The sequence below is a fragment of the Lentzea sp. NPDC004782 genome (assembly GCF_040609115.1).
Classification (GTDB): Bacteria; Actinomycetota; Actinomycetes; order Mycobacteriales; family Pseudonocardiaceae; genus Lentzea.
This window is the reverse complement of sequence record NZ_JBEXJN010000010.1, coordinates 37,394-60,383: the sequence shown is the minus strand read 5'-3', so window position 1 is coordinate 60,383 and position 22,990 is coordinate 37,394. Positions and strand designations below refer to the sequence as shown.

The following is a 22,990-nucleotide window of genomic DNA, read 5'->3' as shown; positions in this document are numbered from 1 at the left end:
ACGGCCTCCTCCAGTCAACTCATCGTAGGCTTGGCCCATGCGTGATCGCGGAGCGTCGCCGTTGCTGGAAGCGCTGGTGAACCGGGTTGTCGTCGCTGACGGCGCCATGGGCACCATGCTTCAGGCCGCTGACCTCTCCCTCGACGACTTCAACGGTCTGGAGGGCTGCAACGAGATCCTCAACGTCACCCGCCCGGACGTCGTGAAGGCCGTGCACCGCGGTTATCTCGAGGTGGGCGTGGACGCCGTCGAGACGAACACGTTCGGCGCGAACCTCGCCAACCTCGCCGAGTACGACATCCCTGACCAGATCTTCCACCTGTCCGAGCGCGGTGCCGCGCTGGCCCGCGAGGTCGCGGACGAGTTCGGCACGAAGGAGCAGCCGCGGTTCGTGCTGGGCAGCGTCGGTCCCGGCACCAAGCTGCCGACGCTGGGCCACACCCCGTTCGCCACGTTGCGCGACGCCTACCAGGAGCAGTGCAAGGGCCTGCTCGTCGGCGGCGTCGACGCGATCATCGTCGAGACCTCGCAGGACCTGCTGCAGACCAAAGCGTCGATCATCGGCGCCAAGCGCGCCATGGCGGCCGAGGGCCGGGTCGTGCCGATCATCGCCCAGGTGACCGTGGAGACGACCGGCACGATGCTGCTGGGCTCGGAGATCGGCGCCGCGCTGACCGCGCTGGAACCGCTGGGCATCGACCTGATCGGCCTCAACTGCGCCACCGGTCCCGCCGAGATGAGCGAGCACCTGCGGACGCTGTCCAAGCACGCGCGCGTCCCGTTGTCGGTGATGCCCAACGCCGGCCTGCCCGAGCTGGGCCGCAACGGCGCGGTCTACCCGCTGAGCCCCGAAGAGCTCGCCCAGGCGCTGGCGGGGTTCGTCACCGAGTTCGGCGCACGGCTCGTCGGCGGCTGCTGCGGCACGACCTCCGAGCACCTGCGCCAGGTCGCCGAGGCCGTGAAGGACCTCGGGCCGTCCGCGCGCAGGCCGCGCCCGGAGCCGGGGGTGTCCTCCCTGTACCAGGCCGTCCCGTTCAAGCAGGACGCTTCGGTGCTGATGATCGGCGAGCGCACGAACGCCAACGGCTCCAAGGCGTTCCGCGAGGCGATGCTGGCCGAGAAGTGGGAGGACTGCATCGAGATCGCGCGCGACCAGACGCGCGAGGGCGCCCACCTGATCGACCTCTGCGTCGACTACGTGGGCCGCGACGGCGAGGCGGACATGCGCGCGCTCGCGTCCCGGCTGGCCACCGCGTCGACGTTGCCGATCATGCTCGACTCGACCGAGCCCGCGGTGCTGCAGGCAGGCCTGGAGTGCCTCGGCGGCCGGTGCGCGGTCAACTCGGTGAACTACGAGGACGGCGACGGCCCCGACTCCCGCTTCCAGAAGATCATGCGGCTCGTCTCCGAGCACGGCGCGGCGGTCGTGGCGCTGTGCATCGACGAGGAGGGCCAGGCCCGCACCGCCGAGTGGAAGGTCCGCGTCGCCGTCCGGCTGATCGAGGACCTCACCCGGAACTGGGGCATGAAGGTCTCCGACATCATCGTCGACTGCCTGACGTTCCCGATCTCCACCGGCCAGGAGGAGGTCCGCCGCGACGCCGTCGAGACGATCGAGGCGATCCGCGAGCTCAAGCGCCGCTACCCCGAGGTGCAGACCACCCTGGGCGTCTCCAACGTCTCCTTCGGACTCAACCCGGCCGCGCGGCAGGTGCTCAACTCGGTCTTCCTGCACGAGTGCGTGCAGGCCGGTCTGGACACCGCGATCGTGCACGCGTCCAAGATCGTGCCGATGGCCCGCATCCCCGACGAGCAGCGCGCGGTGGCGCTGGACCTGGTCCACGACCGCCGCCGCGAGGGGTACGACCCGCTGCAGAAGCTCATGGAGCTGTTCGAGGGCGTCACCACGAAGTCCAGCTCCGCCTCGCGCGCCGAGGAACTGGCCGCGCTGCCGTTGTTCGAACGCCTGGAGCGCCGGATCGTCGACGGCGAGCGCAACGGCCTCGAAGCGGACCTGGACGCCGCGCTGGAGCAGCGCCCGGCGTTGCAGATCATCAACGACACGCTGCTCGCGGGCATGAAGACCGTCGGCGAGCTGTTCGGCTCCGGCCAGATGCAGCTGCCGTTCGTGCTGCAGTCGGCCGAGGTCATGAAGTCGGCCGTCGCCCACCTCGAACCGCACATGGAACGGTCCGAGGACGGCGGCAAGGGCCGCATCGTGCTCGCCACCGTGAAAGGCGACGTCCACGACATCGGCAAGAACCTCGTCGACATCATCCTGTCCAACAACGGCTACGAGGTCGTGAACATCGGCATCAAGCAGCCGATCAACGCGATCCTCGAAGCCGCGGAGGAGCACCGCGCGGACGCGATCGGCATGTCCGGCCTGCTGGTCAAGTCGACCGTGATCATGAAGGAGAACCTCGAGGAGATGAACTCCCGGGGTGTCGCCGCGCGGTGGCCGGTGCTGCTGGGCGGCGCCGCGCTGACCCGCGCGTACGTCGAGAACGACCTGACCGAGATGTACTTCGGCGACGTCCGCTACGCGCGTGACGCGTTCGAGGGCCTGCGCCTGATGGACGCGATCATGGCGGCCAAGCGAGGCGAGGCACCGCTCGTCGACCCCGAGGCGCAGGCGAAGGCCGCGGAACGCAAGGCCCGCCGCGAACGTTCGCTGCGCATCGCCGCCGCCCGCAAGGCCGCCGCCGAGCCGGAGGAGCTGTTCACCGGCCGCTCGGACGTGGCCGCCGACAACCCGGTCCCGGCACCGCCGTTCTGGGGCAGCCGGGTCGTGAAGGGCATCCCGGTCGCCGACTACTCGGCTCTGCTGGACGAGCGGGCGACGTTCATGGGCCAGTGGGGTCTCAAGGGCACGCGCGGCGGCGGCCCGACCTATGAGGAACTGGTCGAGACCGAGGGCCGCCCGCGCCTGCGCTACTGGATGGAACGCCTTGCCACCGAAGGAGTTCTCGCCCACGCGGCGGTCGTCTACGGCTACTTCCCGTGCGTGTCGGAGGGCGACGACCTGATCATCCTGGAAGAGCCGTCGGTGGGCTCGCCCGAACGCTTCCGCTTCACCTTCCCGCGGCAGAAGCGCGACCGCCGGCTGTGCCTGGCGGACTTCTGGCGTCCGCGCGAGTCCGGCGAGGTCGACGTCATCGCGTTCCACCTCGTGACCATGGGCCGGCCGATCGCCGACTACGCCAACGAGCTGTTCGGCAAGAACGCCTACCGCGAGTACCTGGAGGTCCACGGCCTCGGCGTCCAGCTCACCGAGTCGCTGGCCGAGTACTGGCACAAGCGCGTCCGCGAAGAGCTCGTGTGGCCGTCGGGCCTTTCCGTGGCCTCGGAAGACCCCGCCGACGTCGAGGAGTTCTTCCGGCTCGGCTACCGCGGCGCGCGCTACTCGTTCGGCTACGGCGCCTGCCCGGAGATGGAAGACCGCAGGCGCATCGTCGACCTGCTGGAACCCTCCCGCATCGGCGTGACGCTGTCCGAGGAGCTCCAGCTGCACCCCGAGCAGTCCACCGACGCCTTCGTGGCGCACCACCCGGAGGCGAAGTACTTCAATGTCTGACCTTTCCGCCGTTCTGTGGGACATGGACGGCACGCTGCTCGACTCCGAGAAGCTGTGGGACATCCCGCTCTACGAGTACGCCGAGAAGCTCGGCGGGACGCTTTCTCTTCAGACCCGCGAACGCATGGTCGGCACCAACGTGCCCACCACGATGCGCCTGCTGTTCGCCGACGTCGGCATCGACCCCACAGACGCCGATCTGCTCGACGGCGCCGCGTGGATCTCACGCCGCACGGAGGAGGTGTTCCGCGCCGGTCTGCCGTGGCGTCCGGGAGCTGCCGAGGCCTTGCGCGCGGTGCGTTCTTCGGGCGTGCCGATGGCGCTGGTGACGTCGACCGAGCGTGCGCTGACCGAGGTCGCGCTGGACACGATCGGGCGAGATCTTTTCGACGTCACGGTGTGCGGGGACGAGGTGGACGGCCTGAACAAGCCGCTGCCCGAGCCGTACCTGAAGGCGGCGCGGCTGCTGGGCGTCGATCCGGCCCGGTGCGTGGCGATCGAGGACTCGCCCACGGGCGTGGCGGCCGCGGTCGCGGCCGGGTGCACCGTGCTGGTGGTGCCGTGCGACGTCGAGGTGGGGGCGGGGGAGCGGCGGATCTTCCGCGACTCGCTCGTCGGTGTGGACCTGGACGTGCTGAAGGCGCTCTAGCCCGAGCTCGCGCAGGGGTCCCCTCCAGGGGGTCCCCTGCTTCAATTGTCCCAGGCCGCACCGACAATTTTCAGACCCAGCACTCGCGCGGCACGAGCGTCGGCGCCACCGGCGCCCACTCCGGTACCGGTGGCAGGGCGCGTCCCTCAGGCGTGTCCACCGGCTTGGTCGTCGGCAGGTCGAGCCACGTCCGCCGCTCGGCCCCGAGATCGCTCGACAGCGGGAACACCATCCCCACCGCCTGCCGCAACCGGATCTCGGACGCCAGCTCCTCGGCGCGCGGCGTGGCGATCACCCACTCCCGCAACGGGCCCCACAGCCACAACGCGGGCCCGTCCGACAGATCCATCCTGATCTCGGTCCGCCCGTCCGCGGCGAACCGGCGGATCGGCGCGAGCCCGCCGCGCAGCGTGCCCGCCCGCACCACGTGCCAGGCGGCCAGCGGCACGTGCAACGACGACACCGGCAGGGTCTCGGTGACCAGCCCGGCCTCCACCGGCTCGTACCCCAGGAACGTCCGGCGCACCGACACCGAGAACCGCACCCCGCCCGCGAGCGTCTCGCTGATCACCGGCAGCGACTCCGGATACGGCACCGAGGAGGGCACGACGGGCGCCGACGGCGGCGTGCCGGGCGACGGCTCACCGACCGGGCCGGGCGCGAGCGCCTCCCACTTGGCCTTCTCCGGACGCGCGGGAGCGAACTCCGCCCCACCGGGCTCGAAGCCGTGCGGACCGGCGACCCGCAGCTTCGGGTTGATCTTCCACACCTCTGCCGCCGCCCAGCCGCCGTGACGGGCCACCCTGCGGCGGCGTCGTTCGATCTCGGCGGCGAGACCGACGGGATCGCGGGTGGGCACGAGGACGTCGTAGGCGGCCCGGATCCAGATCGCGGGACCCGGTCGCAGCACGATCCTGGTGGTGAGGCCGTTGCGCTGCTCGATCTTGTACTTCAGCTCCTTGCGAAGCTCACCCGGTTGCACGAGCAGAACCGCCGCGAGCGGCAGTCCGAACACCGCCGAGTCGACGACGGCGCCGCCCGCGAGCCGGCTGAAGTGCAGGCGGTCCTGCTCGATCACCACGGCCACGTCGGGGGACAGCGGCACGATGATCGGGGCGTCGGTCATCGGCGTAGCTCCGGTGGCAGCAAAGGGATCAGGGCGTTGAGGTAGTTCGCGGCGGGGCCGTCGTGCTCCGTGCCGGTGCGGTGCACGGTGATCCATCCGTCACGCAGTTCGAGGAACCCTGTCGACTCGCGGGGCGCGGCCGTCAGCGCGGGTGTCATCCGCCGGACGAAGGCCAGATCATCGCAGAACACCAGGAACCTGTCGTCGAACGACGGCACCCCGGTCGCCACCGCGCCGTCGTTGCGGTCGTCGAGCTGGTTGCGGCCCCGGACGGAGACCCGCAGCGGAGGGCAGGGGCCGATGGGCGTGCTGATCCAGACGAACCTCTCCATCTGCCGGCTCCCGGCGAGCGTCTCCTGGCCGACACCGCGCATCTCCCAGTAGACGGTGAACGCGCGTCCGCCGAAGGTCTGCACGGTGCGCTCCCGCCTGCCTCCGAACATCAGATGTCGAGCTCCTGATCCGTCTTCTCCGCTTCCTGATCCGCGCCGCGCTGGTCGTACGCCACGGTCTTGTAGATGCCATCCGCGTATCCGGCGGCCTTGTTCGCGATCTTTACCGGGTCGGTGTACTCCGAGCCCTTCGGGCCGCTCTGGTCGAGGCCGAGCGCCTTGTCCCCGGCCTTGTACCCGGCTTCCGACAGCGCCTTGCCGAACGAGCTCGGCTTCTTCGCGGCATTCTCGATGAAGGTCTTGCCGACCTTCGACTCCTTCAGCACGGCACCGATCCGCTTCAGCACGTCCACGATCTTCTGGATGATCGAACGCACCTTGTTCACCTCACCGCCGGCCTTGGCGGTCGCGACGCCCGCTTCGACGCCGGTCGCCCCCGCGGCGGCGACCTCCGAGCCACCGCACGTCGGGATGGCCGCCAGTTGGGCCGCGATCCAGGTGACGACGAGCCACTCGATCAGGTCGCTCAGGATCCCCTTGACGATGTCCTCGGCCACCTGCATGAACATCGAGCTGCCCTGCAGCAGCGACGCGACGTGGCCCGCGGTGGCCGCTGTGCCCTCGATGCCGTGGTGGAAGCCGCCGAGCTTCTGCGCGGCCTTGTCGCCTGCTTCGGACTTCCAGCTCTGCAGGCCATCCCTGAGCTTGTTGTCGAAGGTCTTCGCCAGCTCCTCGGTCTGCTTGGCGATGTCGTTGAACGTCCCGGCCGCCTTGCTCGTGGCCGCCGGGTCGCCGGTGACCAGGTCGACAGCCTGCTTCAGGGGCGCGACGACGTCGAGCAGCCAGCCGAGACCCTTGGAGATCAGGAAGTTCAGCGGGTCGGCGATCGCGCCGGCGAGCTTCATGCCCTCCTGCATGAAGTCGTTCATGTCGGAGATGACGCTGACGACGTCCTTGGCGATCGCCTCGCCGTCGCCCTTGCTGAGATCGTCGGACAGCTTCGCGCTGTCCTTCATGAGCGAGTAGCTGCTGCCTCCGAACGGAACTGACTTCGCGGCCTGCTTGCCGACGTTGCCGCCGGAGTACTGATCGGTGTAGCTGCCGAGGACAGCACCGGCGTTCGAGGTGGCTTTGCCGCCGGAGACCATCGGCGGCGCGGTGGCGCTGTCGAGGCCGGACTGGAGGGTCTTGGCGAACGCGTCGGTGGTCGTCTGCTCGTGTCCCGCGTAGGTCTGCGCGGTGGCGGTGAGGGCGGCGTCGATCTTGCCGAAGCCCTCGGTCATCTTGCCGAAGTGGCCGTGCAGGTCGCCGAGGAGGCCGTCGTACTGCTCGTACAGGCCGAGGAGGTGCCCGAGCGCGCCCCAGCTGATCGCCGGGACGGACGCGGTGGTGGCCGCGTCGTTCAGCTTGGTCGAAGTGCCGGAGAGGGCGCCGACCGCCTTGGCACACCGGGCCAGTTCGTCCGGGTGCACCACGAAGCCGGTCACCAGCGGTCATCCCTGCGGTAGATGCTCCCGGTGTCCTCGTCGTCGTCCACCGGCGGCCGGGAGGGCGGGTCGGCGGGCCGGCCGAAGATCTCCTGCTGGGTCTTCTGCACGCGCTCGGCGATCGGGAGGCCGGTGTGGCTCTGCACGATCTCGGCCTGCTGGCGCGCGGCGGCCGCGACGGCCTGTTGCAGCGCCGACATCACGGACTGGGAGAGCTGGGACGGGGAGAGCTTCCGCGCGTCCTCGGTGAACCGGATGTCCTTGATGGAACCGGACAGGCCCGCGACGACGGTGACGGCGCGGTCGGGGGACTGGACGGCGGCCTCGACGTCTCTCAGCTCGCCGCCCATCGCGTCGTAACCGGCGGCACGGGCCTCGGCCGCGCGGTTGGCCTGCTCGAAGAACTCGAGCTTCTGACGCATCTGTTCCAGCAACTCAGCGCTGTCAGGCATGCGCCGAACGTACCAACGCCGACTGGGCGGGGTGGCCGGGTGGGCGGCCACCCCACACCATCAGGCGACAGCGGCCCTGCCGGGGGTCTTGGCCCGGCGCGCGGCCGGGTCGACCAGCAGGCCGAACATCACGCCGATGCCGACGTAGAGCACGGCCAGCTGGGCGAGCGAGCTGAGGCGGAACTGCCACAGCACGTTCACCGGCATGTCGGCGGGGATCGTGTCCGGCGGCGCGGGGAACGCCAGCAGCACCGCCGCGACGGCCGCGACGACCGCGAGCAGCACCGCCGTGACGCGGACGGGCTGCGTCCAGGACCGGAGCCGCTCGGCGAGCCAGCTCGCCCCCCACACGATCACCAGTCCGGCGGCGACCACGCCGAGGTAGAGCGCGGTCCGGTGGTTGACCGTCTCCGGGTCGCCCACGGCGGGCGGGTTGGCCGGGTACTTGAGCCACGGCAGGAGCGCGACGGCACCGAACACCGCGGCACCGAGCGCGAAGCTGCGGCTGAACGGCGTGCGGTCGACGAACCACCGCTTGGACAGCGCGTAGGCCGTGGCGAACACGAGCCCGGCCGCGATGCCGACGATGATCACGCCGAGCATGCCGCCCACGACCTGGGCACCGCGGCTGACCAGCTCTTCCTCGCCGCCGTGCGAGTGGCCCTCACCGGCGGGCTCCCTGGCCTCCTCGACCGCGAGCGCGGCGCGGATCGGGATCTCGGTCACCAGCAGCTGCACCAGCGCGGAGGCGACGCCGGCGACGAGGCCCGCTCCGACTCCGCGCAGCGCCAGGGACTTGTACGTGGTTGTCATGTGCTCGGTCTGGAGGTCAGCTCAGTGGCACGGGACGCCGAGCGCGTGCCGGCCGTCGTGGAAGAACTCGTGCAGCAGCTGCGAGCTCGCACCGAGCGCGAGGCCGTTCTCCTGCAGGACCAGGTAGGTGACGATCAGGCCGAGCAAAGCGACGGCAAAGGCCCACTTGGGCACGCGGACGGCGGACAGATGTGCTGCGGGGCTCGTCATGACGGGCTCCTCCATACCTCGTGGAAGGTCAACTCTCCTTGCGGCGCCGCAGCCGGTCTCCTGACTCCCGGATCAACGCTGCCCCCGCGTCTTCCCAGCTCCCTCGGGGTGCCAGTGACGTGCTCGGCGGGGATCGCTTCCCGGTCACAGTGGCGAGGACCGCGCCGGATTCTCACCGGCTTCCCGTCACTGCGGCGCGTGCACCGTAATTTGATCGGGCGCTCAAGCACAACCGGCCATAAGAGTTGTTGCGTTCCTCACTTCACGAGTGGACAGTCGCCGCACTTCCCACCAGCGGCGACGCGGTAGTAAAGGCAGCAGCTCCTGCGCAGGAACCCGAGCTCGCCGGGGATGCTCAGGAATTGTCCCGCCTGTTCGAACGGCGGCGCGCTCATCAGCCGGTTGCCGCGGAGTTCCGCTTCCTCGGCCGTGAGCATGCGTGCGCGGACAACCATTTTGAGCGCGCCCGCGATGTTCGACATCGCGTTGCCCCACAACAATCCGCGCGCCACCGGCGTGACGCCCTGGATCGCCTCCACCACGGGTTCGAGCGCTTCCCGCGCGGTCGGGCCGAGCTGGGGGAGGTCGATGCGCACGCTCAGGCCGTTGGCCGGGTGGTGTTGCCACCACAGGTTTTCCGGCCGGATGTCGATCGGGAGGTCCGCGGCGGTGAGCGGGCTCAGCAACCGGGCGGTGTAGCTGAGGAAGAACAGGCTCGCCGCGACGCGCGGTTCCGCCGCGTTGTAGCGGGCCGCGATGGCGTCGATGGTGGTTTTCAGCGCGGGGCCTTCGAGAAGTGCCGTGCCGGGCAGCCACGTTTCGTCCGGGCGGCCGACGTCGAGCGCGAAGAACGGGTTGATGCCGCGCACCCGGCGCAACGCCGCGAGCACTTCGGCGAATCCGGTCGAATCCTCTGGCACGAGAATTCACCGTACCGGGTGTCCAGGCAGGACAGATCACGTCCACGGCCTGGGACAGATGTGACCGCGGTGTGGACCTGGCTTGGGGAGGTGGGAGGATGTCACCCCGTGAAGACCTTCGACTCCCTGTTCGCCGAACTGACCGAACGAGCCGCCACCAAGCCGGAGGGTTCCGGCACCGTCGCAGCGCTCGAGGCCGGCGTCCATGCGCAGGGCAAGAAGGTCCTGGAGGAGGCGGGCGAGGTCTGGATCGCCGCCGAGTACGAGTCCGACGAGAAGCTCGCCGAAGAGATCTCGCAGCTGCTGTACCGCCTCCAGGTGATCATGCTGGGCCGCGGCCTCACCCTCGAAGACGTTTACAAGTACCTCTGACGGAGACTTCCACATGCTGCGCGTAGCAGTCCCGAACAAGGGCGCGCTCGCCGAACGCGCCTCCGCCATGCTGACCGAGGCCGGCTACCGGCAGCGGCACGAGCCGCGCGACCTGACCGTGCTCGACCCGAACAACGACGTCGAGTTCTTCTTCCTGCGCCCCAAGGACATCGCGATCTACGTGGCGTCCGGTGACCTCGACCTCGGCATCACCGGCCGCGACCTCGCCGCCGACTCCGGCGCCGACGACAACGGCTCCTCGGTGCAGGAGCTCCTGGCGCTCGGCTTCGGGTCGTCGACCTTCCGCTACGCCGGGCCCAAGGGCACCGACTGGCAGATCTCCGACCTGGAGGGCAAGCGCCTCGCCACCGCGTACCCGCGGCTGGTCGGCCGCGATCTCAAAGCCCGTGGCATCACCGCCCAGGTGATCCGTCTCGACGGCGCCGTGGAGATCTCGATCCAGCTGGGCGTGGCCGACCTGATCGCCGACGTCGTGGGCTCCGGCCGCACGCTGCGCCAGCACGACCTGGTGCCGTTCGGCGAGCCGATCTGCGAGTCCGAGGCGGTGCTGGTGCACCGCGCCGGTACCGAGGTGACCCCCGCCAAGAAGCAGCTGACGGCCCGCCTGCAGGGCGTCGTGTTCGCGCAGCAGTACCTGATGCTCGACTACGACTGCCCGCGCGCGATCCTGGACAAGGCCGTCGGCCTCACGCCGGGCCTCGAGTCGCCGACGGTCGCCCCGCTGGCCGACGAGAACTGGGTGGCGGTGCGGGCGATGGTGTCGCGCAAGGAGGCGAACCAGGTCATGGACGAGCTGGCCGCGATCGGCGCCAAGGCCGTGCTGGCCTCGGACATCAGGTTCTGCCGCCTGTGATCCTGGAGCACGCCGTCCTGGACGTGGTGCCCGGCCGGGAGACCGACTTCGAGTGGGCGTTCGGCGAGGCGCGGGAGCTGATCTCCGCCTCGCCGGGCTTCCTCGGCCTCGAGCTGCTCCGCTCGTTCGAGACACCGTCGCGCTACCTGCTGCTGGTGCGCTGGGAGTCGGTCGAGGCGCACACCGTGGGCTTCCGCCAGGGCCCGTCGTACGAGCGGTGGTCGTCGCTGCTGCACCGGTTCTACTCGCCGTTCCCCGTGGTGGAGCACTATTCGAGCGCGCTGAGCACCTCGTCGTCCGTGGTCTGATCGAACCGGTCGTACCAGCGGCTGACCGCGCCGAAGTGGCGCGGCACGAGGATCGCGACCACCGGGGTGCCGAACGTGCGGAGGGAGTCCTTCGCGGCCACCGGTACCGCGAGGGTGACGCTTTCGGGTTGCTGCCTGGTGACCCACTGCAGCGCGGCCTTGGCCGTCACGCCGGTGGCCAGGCCGTCGTCGACGACGATCACGTCGCGCTCGTGGATGCGCAGGGGTGGCTTGTTCCCGCGGTAGAGGTTCATGCGCCGGGTGGCCTCTTCGCGTTCCTCGTCGCAGGTCTTCGCGAGCTGTTCCTCGGTGAGGCTGAGCGCTCTCAGGACGCTCGGGTCGTAGATCGGCTCGCTGTCGGCGGTGACCGCGCCCACCCCGTACTCCGGGTGGCCGGGAGCGCCGATCTTGCGTGCCACGACCACGTCCAGTTCGGCATCGAGTTCTCTCGCCACCTCTTTGGCAACCGGCACGCCGCCGCGGGGCAGTCCCAGCACCAGCGGGTCGTGCCACAGCCGGCCGGCGAGCCGCGCCGCCAGGGCGCGGCCCGCCTCCCGCCGGTCCGCGAACCTCTTCACAGTCCGGCTGACGTTACGCCTTCTCCGGGGCCGGAACTCAGAACATCGTGTTGTCGTTGGCGGACATCGCCGGCACGTCCTGCACCACGTCCCACTGTTCGACGATCTTCCCGTCCGGGCGCACGCGGAAGATGTCCACCACGGCCTGGCCGCGGTCCTCGGGACTGGTCCGGTAGTGGGCGTGGATCGCGACGAGGCCGCCCTCGGCGATGACGCGCTTGCGGTCCACGGTCAGCCGCGGGAACTGCTGGAAGAACGCGGTGAAGGTGTCGCGCAGGCCTGCCGTGCCACTGGGGATGGTGGGGTTGTGCTGGTGGTACTCGGGTGCCAGGTGCTCGACGGCGTTGACGTCCTTGCCGACGAGGAGCTGGTCGAAGTACGCGGTGGCGGTCGACCTGGTGCACGGCGTCAGCCGGCGGGGCCCGGCTCGTTCGTCCGCTGCGGATCACCGGCCAGTCACCCGCGCTGCGCGCCGGGCGGGCGGAGCAGCAGAAGCAGTGGCAGGACCTGCTGAGCCCGCTCCTCGCCGAACGCCTGGCCCGGTCGGCCGCCGACCGCGGTCTGAGCGCCGCCGCGCTCACCGCCGCCGGGCTCGCCTGTCTCACCGTCGCCAACGTCGCCTGGCTGGACAGCGGCGGGACCGAGTCCCTGGGCCGGCTCGTGGACGACGCCATGCGGCCCGGCGAGTTCTGAGAGCGCGGACGTTGCTGTCAGCGTTCGCGCACGAACAACGCCTGCGCCGTCGTGCCCACCGGCCCGTCGACGTCGTGCACCGTGCTGGTGGCGAGCCCGACGCCGTCCGGCCCGATGGTGGTCCGCGCGTCCAACCCGACCCACTCGCCGACGGGCTGGCGGTGCAGGTGCACGGTCAGGTCGGTGTTGATGGCGTACCACTTGCGAATGTCCACACGCGACGAGACGCCGCTGGCCGAGTCCACCACCGAGAACAGCAGTTCCAGCGGTGAAGGCGCGAAGCCCTCGACGACGGCGACGCGCGGGCGGGCCCACACCTGGGCGTCGCCGGGCGTGAAGATGCCGCCCGACACCGACAGCCACTCGACGGCGGCCAGGTAGCCGCCGGACCAGAAGTCCGGGATCTCCATCGGCACGGCCGAAGCGGGCGGTGGGAGCGTGGCGCCGGAACCGCCTGCCACGGCGGTGGTGTCGGAGCCGACGATGTGCCACGCGCGTGCGGTGAGCACCACACGGCCTTCGCAGGACAGGGCGGCCGACAGCAGCTCGACCGAGCGGCCGGGGCGTTCGACCGACGTGGACACCGTCAGGTCGGCGACCGGGACCGGGCCGAGCACCTCGAACGTCACGCGCGAGAGCGTGGGGCGCAGAGCGAGCAGTGACCGCACCAGCAGAGCGGAAGGCGGGCCGAGGTGCTGGCTGTCCGGGCCCCACGGGCCGACGGTGTGCTCGGTGGAGCGGAACGTGTCGTCGCCCAGGGGCAGGTAGAAGGCGGTCATCAGTCGCGGTCCCGGAGAGGCTCGGTGTCGTCCGGCTCCGGCCAGCCCGGGTAGGGAGGCGGGGTGCCGTCGAACGCCGGGCAGAAGGCCTTGTGGTCGCAGTAGTCGCACAGGCGGCTGGGAGACGGGCGGAAGTCGCCGGTCGGGGCCGCGCGCATGATGGCCTGCCAGATGGCTTCGAGGGTGCGTTCGAAGCGGGACAGCTCGGACTCGTCCGGGGTGTAGGCCAGCGCCTGGCGGTCGGCCAGGTACATCAGGCGCAGCTGGCGCGGGACCACGCCGCGCAGGCGCCACAGCACCAGGGCGTAGAACTTCATCTGGAACAGGGCCTTCGCCTCGCCCACCTCGCGGGGCGCGGCGCCGGTCTTGTAGTCCACGACCCGGATCTCACCCGTCGGGGCCACGTCCACCCGGTCGATGTAGCCGCGCAGCAGCACACCGGACGGGAGCTCGGACTCGACCAGCAGCTCGCGCGACTCCGGTTCGAGACGGCGCGGGTCCTCCAGGCCGAAGTAGCCGTCCAGCAGGGCGGTGGCAGACTCCAGCCACTGCGCCTCCTCGTCGCCGCCCGCGTCGGAGAACAACGACGCGAACTCCGGGCGTTCCGCCTTCACCCGCTCCCAGGCGGGCGCGATCATCGAACGCGCGCGGGACGGCACCCGTTCGGCGGCGGGAAGGGCGAAGAGGTCTTCGAGCACCGCGTGCACCACCGTGCCGCGCACCTGCGCCTTCGTCGGCTTCTCCGGCAGGCGGTCGACCGCGCGGAACCGGTAGAGCAGCGGGCACTGCTTGAAGTCCCCGGCTCGTGACGGGGACAGGGCCGGCCTGCGCAACGTGGTGCTCATGGTTCGAACCTTAGGACAGGGGTCTGACAATTCCGTGCGCGCCCGCCGGAGGTCGATGAAGGGCTCATTCATCCACCTGTGGTGGAGCAAGGAGCCCTTCATCGTTCTGCGGCAGGGCGGCGGGGAGGGTGGCGAGCCAGGCGCGGATCGCGGTGGCGGTGGTCGGCGCGTCGGTGGTGAGCACCGTGTCGTGGTCGCCGGGCACGTCGACGGCCCGGTGCGGCAGCGGCCAGCGCACGGACCAGTCGCGGTCCGGGTCGATCCGCCGCATCCGCGGGGTCGGGCCCGCGCGCAGGAGCAGGGCCGGCACCGGCGACGGCTCCGGTGGCAGGCCCTCGAACATGCGCTGGTAGCCGCCGCCGACGAGGACCGCGTTGTCCATGGCGGTGCCGTCGAAGAGCTCGCCCGGCAGGTCCTCGTGGCCCGCTATCAGCGACAGTGCCCGATCGTCCGCGCGAACGTCGAGGCGGCCGTCGGTCTCGATGAGGACCACTCCGGCCGGAGCACGGCCCCGCGCGGCGAGGTGCGCGCCCAGTGCGTGGGCGACCCTGCCGCCGAGGCAGTGCCCGACCAGGACCACCGGCCGGTTCGCCGCGGCGGTGACGACCGCGTCCGCCTGGGTGCGCAGCAGGGTGTCCAGGTCCTCGGGGATGGCCCGCGAGTCGCCGAAGCCGGGGTAGCGCAGCATCAGCAGGTCGTGTTCGCCGTCGAACTGCCCGGCGAGCGCGGCCGGCGTCGCGTCGCGCATCGTCAGGTAGCTCGCCAGGAAGAACAGCACGGGTTCGCCGTCGCCACGAGCCAGCCGCGTGGGCACGATCGGGTGACCGGTGCGGTAGGTCGGCAGCCCGTAGGACCCGAGGACCCGCAGCTTCATGGCCTCCACCGGTCCCCGGTCGCGCAGCAGCTTGTGGTACAGCGCGGCGAAGCCCAGTGGTGCCGGTTCGGCGGCGGCCCCCTCGGTGAGCTGCTCGTGGACGTGGGCGGTGAGCTGCGGCAACGACGGGTGGTCGAACACGACCGACGGGCCGAGCCGCAGGCCGGTGAACGCACGGAGGCGGTTGCCCAGCTGCAGCGCGCTGAGCGAGTCGAAGCCGAGTTCGAGAAAGCTCTTGTCGGGCAACGAGCTCGCGTCGGGGAACCCGAGCGTCAGCGCGAGCTCGCCGCGGATCAGTTCGGCGAGCGCCGCTTCCCGTTCGGCGGCGGGAACGGCCGCGAGCGCGTCCGTCCAGGTCACCGGGTGGGCTCGCGGCGCCTCGGCGGTCTCGGTGGCGTCGAGCAGAATCGGCACCAGGACCGGCTCACGGGTGCGGCTCGCGCGGTCGAACGCGGCCAGGCCCACGTCGGCCGAGAGCGGGAGCGCGCCGCCGGAGATCCCCGCGGCCATCCCGTTCTCCCACGGGCCCCACGCGAGCGACTGCGCCGGCAGTCCCCGGGCCGCGCGGTGCCGGGCCAGCGCGTCGAGGAAGCTGTTGGCGGCCGCGTAGTTCGACTGCCCCGGCCTGCCCAGCACACCGGCGGCCGAGGAGAACAGCACGAACGCCGACAGGCCGAGGTGCTCGGTGGCTTCGTGCAGGTACCAGGCAGCATCGGCTTTGGCGGCGAGCACGGCGTCCACGCGCTGTGGCGTCATCGCCGACAGCACGCCGTCGTCGAGCACGCCCGCCAGGTGGTAGACGCCGGTCAGCGCCGGGGCGCAGTCCGCCACCAGGCGATGCACCGCGGCCCGGTCGCCGACGTCGCACGCGACCGCGGTGATCTCCGCGGGCAGGTCGCTCGCCCAGCCGGGCAGTTCACCTCTCCTGCTCGCGAGGACGATGTGCTTGGCACCGTGCGCGGTCACGAGGTGCCGGGTGAGCACGGCGCCGAGAGCACCGGTGCCGCCGGTGATCAACAGCGTGCCGGAGACATCGGTCGTGGCGTCGCCGGGAGCCGGGGCGGCGCTCAACCCGGGCGCGAAGACACGTCCGCCGCGGACGGCGACGCGCGGCAGGCCGGAGACGACCGCGGGCGCGGCCGGGTCGTCGAGGTCGACCAGCGCGACGCTGCCGGGGTGTTCGGCCTGCACGCTGCTCACCAGCCCCCAGACCGCCGCGGCGGCGGGATCCGGGTCGTCGCCGGTGGCGTTGCGGGTGACCACGACCAGCAGCTCGTCCGGTTGCGACGCGAACCACTTCCGCAGATGGGACAGCGTCGAGCCGATCAACGTGCGAGCGCGCTCCGGCGGGGTGCCCGCGCAGGTGCCGGTGTCGAAGACCTGGTGGTCCGGCACCGCCGCGCCCGCGTCGACCGGCACCCACTCGACGCGGTGAAGTGCCTGTGCCGCGGCGGCTTCGGCGGTGGAACGCCCCGTGAGCCGCCGCATCACCAGTGACTCGATCACGGCGACCGGGCGGCCGTCGGAGTCGCTCAAGGAGACCTGGACCGAGTCCTCGCCGGTGCGGCTGATCCGGACCCGTGCCGCGGTCGCTTCCGGTTGGTGCAGCGTGAATCCGGTGAACGCGCAGGGCACCCGCACGGCGTCCTGGTCCGCCGGGTCCGCGAACAGCGAGGCGTGCAGCGCCGCGTCGAGCAGGCAGGGGCGCAGCGCCGGTGACCGCGCCGCACGGGGCAGTTCGACCTCGGCGAACAGCTCGTCGCCGCGCCGCCACAACGCCGCCACGCCGCGAAACGCCGGACCGTAGCGGTAGCCGCGCACCGCGAGCCTGCCGTAGCTGACCGGAACCCGTTGCGCGCCAACGGGTGGCCACGCCGTCTGCGGGCCGGGCACCGGTGGAGTGGCGGCCGAGAGCACGGCGGTGGCGTGCTGGGTCCACGCACCGGCCGAGGCGGGGCGCGACCAGACGGTGATCTCGCGTTCGCCCGTCACGACGACCTGGACCTGGACCTCGGTCGTGAGGACCAGCGGGGCGTGCACGGTCAGCTCGTCGAGCCGGACCGGCCCCGGCGGTGCGGCCTGGAAGGCCAGCTCCGCGAACACGGTCGCGGGCACCACCACGTCGTCGCCGATCCGGTGGTCCGCGAGCCACGGCTGCGCTTGCACCGACAACATGCTGGTGTGGCGGACCTCCGGCCGATCGGCAGCCGGTTGCGGCTCTCCGAGCAGAGCAGTTTTCCGAGCGGGCTCCAGCCAGAAGCGCTGCCGCTGGAACGGGTACGTCGGCAGGTCGCGCCGACGAGCACCGCTGCCGGCGTAGACCGCTGACCAGTCGACTTCCACGCCGTGCACGTGCAGTTCGGCCAACGCGTCCAGCAGCCGTTGCGCGACAGGGACGACCGCGGCGTCCGGCACGACGTCCTGCGCGAGAGCGGTCAGCGTGGAGGCCGGACCGACCTCGGCGAAGACGAGCCCACCCGCGGCTTCCACGGCGTCGCCGAAGAGCACCGTCTCGCGCGCCTGCCGGACCCAGTAGCCGGCCGTCGTGACCGCGTCCGTCTCGTGCCTGCCCGTCAACGTCGACACGACCGGGACGGACGGCCGGTGGTAGGTGACCGACTCCGCGACCTCGCGGAACAGGCCGAGGCAGGGGTCGACCATCGCCGAGTGGAAGGCGTAGCCGCCGCGCAGCCGGGTGTACCGGGCCCCGATGCGCTCGACCTCGGCCATGACCGCCTTCTCGGCTCCCGACAGGACGACCGACTCACGGCCGTTGATCGCGGCGATCGACACCCCGGCCGCGGCCGCGACCTCGTGGGCGGGCGCGCGAACGGCGACCATCACACCCGGCGGCATCGACGCCATCGCCTGCCCCCGTGCCGCCACCAGCCGGACGGCGTCGGCGCGGGAGAACACCCCGGCGACGTGCGCGGCGGCCAGTTCGCCGATCGAGTGGCCCAGCACGAGACCGGGGCGCACGCCGAACGAGTCGAGCAGCGCGCACATCGCCACCTCGTAGGCGAAGAGCGCGGCCTGCGCGTGGTCCGTGCGGTCGAGCGGCTCACCGGACTCGATCACCGAAAGCAGCGGCGCGCCGAACTCCGCGCACAGCCCGAGGAACGCCTCCCCGAACACCGGGAACGCCTGCGAGAGCGCAAGACCCATCCGGGCCCGTTGCGCGCCCTGGCCGGTGAACAGGAACACCGGGCGCACGCCTCGCCGCGTGCTCGCCTCGACCACGGCGGGGTTCTCGACGCCGTCGGCGAGGTCGCGCAGGCCCGCCAGCATCGTCGTGCGGTCCGCGCTGAGCACGGCGGCACGGTGGCTGAGCGTCGCTCTGGTCGTGGCGAGTGAAAACGCACTGTCCACAGTGGAATAACCGGTGAGTGCGGTGTGGAGGGCCTCCGCGTGGGCCCGCAGACCCGCTTCGCCGTCACCGGAAACCAGCCACGGCGCGGATGTGAGCGTGGGTTCGGTGTCGGGCGCGGATACCGGCGGCGGCTCCTCGATGATCACGTGGGCGTTGGTTCCGCTGATGCCGAACGACGAAACTGCCGCGCGCCTGGGGCGTTCGCCGCGCGGCCACGGGGTGTGCCGGTCTACGAGCCGGATCCCGCCCGCCTGCCAGTCCACCCGGGACGTCGGCTCTTCCGCGTGCAGCGACCTGGGGACGACGTCGTCGCGCATCGCCCACATCACCTTGATCAGCCCGGCGATGCCCGCCGCCGCCTGCGTGTGCCCGATGTTCGACTTCACCGACCCGAGCAGCAACGGGCGGCCGCTCCTGCGACCGTAGGCCGCCTGCAACGCGGCCACCTCGACCGGATCGCCGAGTTTCGTCGCGGTGCCATGACCTTCGACCAGGTCCACGTCGGACGCGGCCAGTCCCGCGTCGGCCAGAGCGCGCCGGATCACCTCCTGCTGGGCGGCGGGGCTGGGCGCGGTCAGCCCGTTCGACGCCCCGTCGGAGTTGACCGCCGAGCCGCGCAGGACCGCGAGCACCGGATGGCCGCGGCGGCGGGCGTCGGCCAGCCGTTCGACCAGGACCAGGCCCACGCCTTCGGCCCACCCGGTGCCGTCCGCGCCCTCGGCGTAGGACCGGCAGCGGCCGTCCGGTGACAACGCCCGCTGCTGGCTGAAGGCGACGAACGACAGCGGCGACGTCATCACCGTCACGCCACCGGCCAGCGCCAGCGAGCACTCACCCGCGCGCAGGGCCTGGGCGGCGAGGTGCAGTGCGACCAGCGACGACGAGCACGCCGTGTCGATCGTGACCGACGGGCCGGTCAGCCCGAGGGTGTAGGAGACGCGGCCGGACGTGACGCTGCTCGCGGAGCCGAGCACGAGCTGGGCGCTCAGGTCGGCGTGGTCGGCCTTGTGCTCGTCGGCGTAGTCGGAGTGCATGTGGCCGACGAAGACGCCGGTGTCGCTGCCCCGCAACGACGACGGCGCGATGCCCGCGCGTTCGACGGTCTCCCACGCGACCTCCAGCAGCAGGCGTTGCTGCGGGTCCATCGTGGCCGCCTCGCGCGGCGAGATGCCGAAGAAGCCGGGGTCGAAGTCCGCCGCGTCGTACAGGAACCCGCCGCGCCGGACGTAGGTCGTGCCCGCCCGGCTCGCATCGGGGTCGTACAACGAGTCGACGTCCCATCCTCGGTCACCCGGGAACTCACCGCTCGCGTCCACACCGTCGAGCACCAGCCGCCAGAGGTCCTCCCCAGACCGGACCCCACCGGGAAACCTGCACCCCACCGCGACGATCGCCACGTCCTCGGCGGACCCGCCGGAGCGCACGGGTCGCGCCGCATGCGTTTCCCCTCGCAGCAGGGCGTCCAGGTGCGCCGCGACCGCCGCGGGGGTGGGGTGGTCCCAGACCAGGGTGGCCGGCAGCGGGAGCCCGGTGCGGTCGCGCAGCCGTTGCCACAGGGTGGTGGCCTGCAGGGAGGTCAGGCCGGAGCCGCTGAACGCCAGCCGCGGATCGGGCACCACGCCGAGGACCGCCTGGACCTCGTCGAGCACCAGCCGGGTCAGCGCGTCGAGCGTCAGGCCGGTCGCGTCCCCGGCGGGCGGGGCCAGTTCCGCGCGCAGCACGGTGCGCCGTGGCTTGCCGGACGGGGTGCGCGGGACGGCGGGGACGAACCGGATCTCCTCCGGCACCTTGTAGGCCGACAGCTCGGCCGCGCAGGCCGCGAGCAGCACAGCGGCGTCGGCCGCGTCGCCGGACGGGACGACGAACGCCACCGGGGTCTCGCCCAGCAGAGGGTGCTCGCGCGCGACGACCACCGCGTCCGCCACGCCCGGCTGCCGGGTCAGCACGGCCTCGACCTCGGCCGGGTCGATGTTGTGCCCGCCCCGGATGATCAGGTCGTCCACCCGGCCCGCGACGACGACGTGGCCGTGCTCGTCCACGCGGCCGAGATCGCCGGTGCGGTACCAGCCGGAGACCAGCGCGCGGTCCGTCGCCTCGGGCCTGCCGTGGTAACCCGTCATCAGCCCCGGACCGCTCACCCGGATCTCACCCGACTCGACCCGGACGCTCATCCCGGTGACGGGCGGACCGCTCGTCCCGCGCACCCGCGTGCCTGCGCGTTCGACGGCGATCATGCCGCAGGTCTCGGTGCTGCCGTAGCAGTCGAGCAGCGCGACCCCGAGCGCGGTCTCCACGTCAAGGCGCAGCTTCCCGTCGCACGGCGCGCCCGCGGTGAGGCACGTCCGCAACGACGGAAGGCGGGTGAGCCCGGCCGCCAGCAGCTGCCGGTAGGTGGTCGGCACGCCCGCGATGAACGTCGGCGCGTACTCCTGCGCCAGCCGTGTCACCGAGACCGGGTCCTTGCTCGCGCAGATGCGGGCACCGGCTCCCGCGACGAGCACTCCGAGCACGCACAACGAATGCGCGAAGCTGTGCGACATCGGCAACGGCCACAGCAACCGGTCTTCCGCGGTCAGCCCGAGCAACGGCCCGTAGACCTCGACCGGCGACCACAGTGCCGCGCGCTGCGAGGAGACCACGGCCTTCGGCGAACCGGTGGTGCCGGACGTGTAGATCAGCCACGCGGGTTCGTCCGGTCCGAGATCGTCACGCGGCCGCCCCTGCCCGCTCGCCAGCCGTTCGAACTCCTCGCCGGTGACGAGCAGCCGCGGCGCACCGCCCACCCTCGCCACCTGCGGCAGGTGCCGGTCGTCGGTGATCAGCAGAGCGGGCTCGCTGTCGGCGAGCAGGTGGCCGAGCTCCGCGTCCGTGCACTGTGGACTGAACAGGACGCCGGCCGCCGCGGCCCGCGCGACCGCGAGCACGCTCTCCACGAGCTCCACGCCGTCGTCGAGCAGGAACGCCACCCGCGCGCCGCGGTCGACCCCGAGACCCGCCGCCAGCGCGGCCGTCCGATCGGTGAGAGCGCTCCACGTGACCGTGCGGGCGTCGTCCGAGAACGCCGCCTTCGCGCCGTGCAGCTTGGCGTTGCGGGAAAGCAGACGCGCGATGTCGGGACCGGTGGCATCGAGGGGCACCAACCCATCCCTACCCGGATTCGGACCGGGTCGCCACCGGCCGGCCCGTAGATTGGTGATCAGGATTGCGCGGTGGGAAGGGGAGCGGATGACGCGGGCCGGGGATGCGTACGACGTGGTGGTGGCCGGCGGCGGTCCCGCCGGCTCGACAGCGGCCACCCTGGTCGCGATGCGCGGCCATCGCGTGCTGCTGCTGGAACAGTCGGCGTTTCCGCGGTACCAGATCGGCGAGTCGCTGCTGCCGTCCACCGTCCACGGGATCTGCCGCCTGCTCGGCGTCGCGGACGAGGTCGCGGACGCGGGCTTCACCCTGAAGCGGGGCGGGACGTTCCGCTGGGGCGCCAACCCGCAGCCGTGGCAGTTCAGCTTCGCCATGTCACCCCGTGTGCCGGAACCGATGTCGACCGCCTTCCAGGTGGAACGGCGGCGGTTCGACGAGATCCTGCTGCGCAACGCCGCCCGCAACGGTGTGGAGGTGCGCGAAGGCTGCCAGGTGCGCGAGGTCGTCGAGAGCGGCGGGCGGGTCCGCGGCGTGCGCTACCGGGACGCCTCCGGGCAGGACCGGGCCGTGTCCGCCCAGTACGTGGTGGACGCGTCCGGCAACACCAGCCGCATCCACCGCAGCACCGGCGAACGCGTGCATTCCGACTTCTTCCGCAACCTCGCCGTCTTCGGGTACTTCGCCGGTGGCGCGCGGCTGCCGGAACCGAACGCGGGCAACATCTTCTGCGCGGCGTTCGAGGCGGGCTGGTTCTGGTACATCCCGTTGCGCGACGACCTGACCAGCGTCGGCGCGGTCGTCTCGCCGGAGCACCGGGCGCTCGTCCAGGGCGACCCGGAAGCGGCCTGGCTCGACCTGATCGCGGCCTGTCCCGAGGTGGCGGAGAAGCTCGACGGCGTACCGCTCGCGACGGAGCCGCCGTACGACCAGGTCCGGGTGCGCAAGGACTACTCCTACTGGAAGAAGGCGTTCCACCGGCCGGGTGTGGTGCTGGTCGGGGACGCCGCGTGCTTCGTCGACCCGGTGCTCTCGTCCGGCGTGCACCTGGCGACCTACGGCGCGCTGCTCGCCGCGCGGTCGATCAACGCCTGCCTCGGCGGCGAGGTGGGCGAACAGCGCGGCTTCCAGGAGTTCGAGCGCCGCTACCGCAGCGAGTACGCCCTGTTCTACCGCTTCCTGATCTCCTTCTACGAGATGCACAGCGACGAGAGCTCGTACTTCTGGACCGCGAAGAAGCTGACGAACGTGGACGCGAGCGAGACCGCCGCGTTCGCCGAACTGGTCGGCGGACTGGCCTCCCGTGACCACGGGGTGGTGACCGCCGCCGCGGACCTCGAACGAGCGGTCGGCGCACTCGCCACCGCCGACGACCGGCACAACCCGCTGTTCGACGCGCAGGTGATCGGCGACACGTTCCGCGAGGGCAAGAACCTCCAGGAGGAGGCGTTGTTCGGCACGGTGCCGCAGGCGGGTGAGGGCGAGCTCGCGGTGGCCAAGGACGGGCTGGGGTGGACAGCGGGCTGACCTGCGTGC

At 71.5% G+C, this 22,990-nt stretch carries 19 protein-coding genes and 1 riboswitch; of the genes, 7 read left to right on the top strand and 12 right to left on the bottom strand.

Going from position 1 to position 22,990, the window contains the following annotated elements; genetic code table 11:
* Positions 1 to 37: 37 nt before the first annotated feature.
* Entirely contained in the window at positions 38 to 3,577 is a 3,540-nt protein-coding gene (gene metH / locus ABZV40_RS11975) for a methionine synthase (protein ID WP_355438872.1), read from the top strand.
* A complete protein-coding gene (locus tag ABZV40_RS11970) occupies positions 3,570 to 4,226 on the top strand; it encodes an HAD family phosphatase (RefSeq protein ID WP_355438870.1) in 657 nt (218 codons plus the stop codon). Before metH ends, ABZV40_RS11970 begins: the two co-directional genes overlap by 8 nt.
* Before the next feature lie 70 nt (positions 4,227 to 4,296).
* On the opposite strand, the gene ABZV40_RS11965 is transcribed toward ABZV40_RS11970, so the two are convergent.
* The 7 genes from ABZV40_RS11965 to ABZV40_RS11935 form a co-directional block, all read right to left on the bottom strand.
* Entirely contained in the window at positions 4,297 to 5,352 is a 1,056-nt protein-coding gene (locus ABZV40_RS11965; RefSeq protein ID WP_355438868.1) for a hypothetical protein, read from the bottom strand.
* Positions 5,349 to 5,795: a hypothetical protein gene (locus tag ABZV40_RS11960; protein ID WP_355438866.1), complete on the bottom strand. Its 447-nt coding sequence runs from the start codon at positions 5,793 to 5,795 to the stop codon at positions 5,349 to 5,351. Before ABZV40_RS11960 ends, ABZV40_RS11965 begins: the two co-directional genes overlap by 4 nt.
* Positions 5,795 to 7,231, bottom strand: a complete 1,437-nt coding sequence (locus ABZV40_RS11955; protein ID WP_355438864.1) for a hypothetical protein — start codon at positions 7,229 to 7,231, stop codon at positions 5,795 to 5,797. Before ABZV40_RS11955 ends, ABZV40_RS11960 begins: the two co-directional genes overlap by 1 nt.
* On the bottom strand, positions 7,228 to 7,683 hold the full coding sequence (locus ABZV40_RS11950; protein WP_355438863.1) for a YbaB/EbfC family nucleoid-associated protein: 456 nt from the start codon (positions 7,681 to 7,683) through the stop codon (positions 7,228 to 7,230). The genes ABZV40_RS11955 and ABZV40_RS11950 overlap by 4 nt, the downstream gene beginning before the upstream one ends.
* A 60-nt stretch (positions 7,684 to 7,743) precedes the next feature.
* The gene (locus ABZV40_RS11945; protein ID WP_355438861.1) at positions 7,744 to 8,496 is read right to left on the bottom strand and encodes a CbtA family protein; all 753 of its coding nucleotides are present in this window, start codon (positions 8,494 to 8,496) and stop codon (positions 7,744 to 7,746) included.
* Between the two features lie 21 nt (positions 8,497 to 8,517).
* Entirely contained in the window at positions 8,518 to 8,706 is a 189-nt protein-coding gene (locus tag ABZV40_RS11940) for a CbtB-domain containing protein (RefSeq protein WP_355438859.1), read from the bottom strand.
* Positions 8,707 to 8,738: 32 nt separating this feature from the next.
* Positions 8,739 to 8,929: riboswitch (cobalamin riboswitch) on the bottom strand.
* A 34-nt stretch (positions 8,930 to 8,963) separates the two neighbouring features.
* Positions 8,964 to 9,626, bottom strand: coding sequence for a (2Fe-2S)-binding protein (locus ABZV40_RS11935; RefSeq protein WP_355438857.1), 663 nt, complete (start codon positions 9,624 to 9,626; stop codon positions 8,964 to 8,966).
* 108 nt (positions 9,627 to 9,734) lie between these two features.
* On the opposite strand from ABZV40_RS11935, the gene ABZV40_RS11930 reads away from it, so the two are divergent.
* From ABZV40_RS11930 to ABZV40_RS11920, 3 genes are read left to right on the top strand one after another with little or no spacing between them, the layout of a single operon-like run.
* Positions 9,735 to 9,998, top strand: coding sequence for a phosphoribosyl-ATP diphosphatase (locus tag ABZV40_RS11930; protein WP_189254156.1), 264 nt, complete (start codon positions 9,735 to 9,737; stop codon positions 9,996 to 9,998).
* A gap of 13 nt (positions 9,999 to 10,011) precedes the next feature.
* Entirely contained in the window at positions 10,012 to 10,872 is an 861-nt protein-coding gene (gene hisG, locus ABZV40_RS11925) for an ATP phosphoribosyltransferase (RefSeq protein WP_355438855.1), read from the top strand.
* The gene (locus tag ABZV40_RS11920) at positions 10,869 to 11,180 is read left to right on the top strand and encodes an antibiotic biosynthesis monooxygenase (protein ID WP_355438853.1); all 312 of its coding nucleotides are present in this window, start codon (positions 10,869 to 10,871) and stop codon (positions 11,178 to 11,180) included. Before hisG ends, ABZV40_RS11920 begins: the two co-directional genes overlap by 4 nt.
* Here the strand turns inward: ABZV40_RS11920 and ABZV40_RS11915 are convergent.
* Together ABZV40_RS11915 and ABZV40_RS11910 are read right to left on the bottom strand one after the other, a co-directional pair.
* Positions 11,141 to 11,758, bottom strand: coding sequence for a phosphoribosyltransferase family protein (locus tag ABZV40_RS11915; protein WP_355438851.1), 618 nt, complete (start codon positions 11,756 to 11,758; stop codon positions 11,141 to 11,143). The two genes, ABZV40_RS11920 and ABZV40_RS11915, sit on opposite strands and share 40 nt — an antisense overlap.
* Positions 11,759 to 11,795: 37 nt before the next feature.
* Entirely contained in the window at positions 11,796 to 12,170 is a 375-nt protein-coding gene (locus tag ABZV40_RS11910; protein WP_355439184.1) for a nuclear transport factor 2 family protein, read from the bottom strand.
* Positions 12,171 to 12,196: 26 nt separating this feature from the next.
* On the opposite strand from ABZV40_RS11910, the gene ABZV40_RS11905 reads away from it, so the two are divergent.
* Entirely contained in the window at positions 12,197 to 12,451 is a 255-nt protein-coding gene (locus ABZV40_RS11905) for a hypothetical protein (RefSeq protein WP_355439181.1), read from the top strand.
* A 17-nt stretch (positions 12,452 to 12,468) separates the two neighbouring features.
* Here the strand turns inward: ABZV40_RS11905 and ABZV40_RS11900 are convergent, their stop codons facing one another.
* The 3 genes from ABZV40_RS11900 to ABZV40_RS11890 all read right to left on the bottom strand — a co-directional run bounded on the left by ABZV40_RS11900 (position 12,469) and on the right by ABZV40_RS11890 (position 21,456).
* Positions 12,469 to 13,233 (bottom strand): thioesterase family protein, encoded by a 765-nt coding sequence (locus tag ABZV40_RS11900; protein ID WP_355439178.1) that lies wholly within the window; start codon positions 13,231 to 13,233, stop codon positions 12,469 to 12,471.
* A complete protein-coding gene (locus tag ABZV40_RS11895) occupies positions 13,230 to 14,075 on the bottom strand; it encodes a RecB family exonuclease (RefSeq protein WP_355438849.1) in 846 nt (281 codons plus the stop codon). The genes ABZV40_RS11900 and ABZV40_RS11895 overlap by 4 nt, the downstream gene beginning before the upstream one ends.
* 64 nt (positions 14,076 to 14,139) lie before the next feature.
* The gene (locus ABZV40_RS11890; RefSeq protein ID WP_355438847.1) at positions 14,140 to 21,456 is read right to left on the bottom strand and encodes a type I polyketide synthase; all 7,317 of its coding nucleotides are present in this window, start codon (positions 21,454 to 21,456) and stop codon (positions 14,140 to 14,142) included.
* Positions 21,457 to 21,544: 88 nt separating this feature from the next.
* Here ABZV40_RS11890 and ABZV40_RS11885 point away from each other — a divergent pair, with 88 nt between their 5' ends.
* Positions 21,545 to 22,981: an FAD-dependent oxidoreductase gene (locus tag ABZV40_RS11885; protein ID WP_355438845.1), complete on the top strand. Its 1,437-nt coding sequence runs from the start codon at positions 21,545 to 21,547 to the stop codon at positions 22,979 to 22,981.
* Positions 22,982 to 22,990 lie beyond the last annotated feature (9 nt).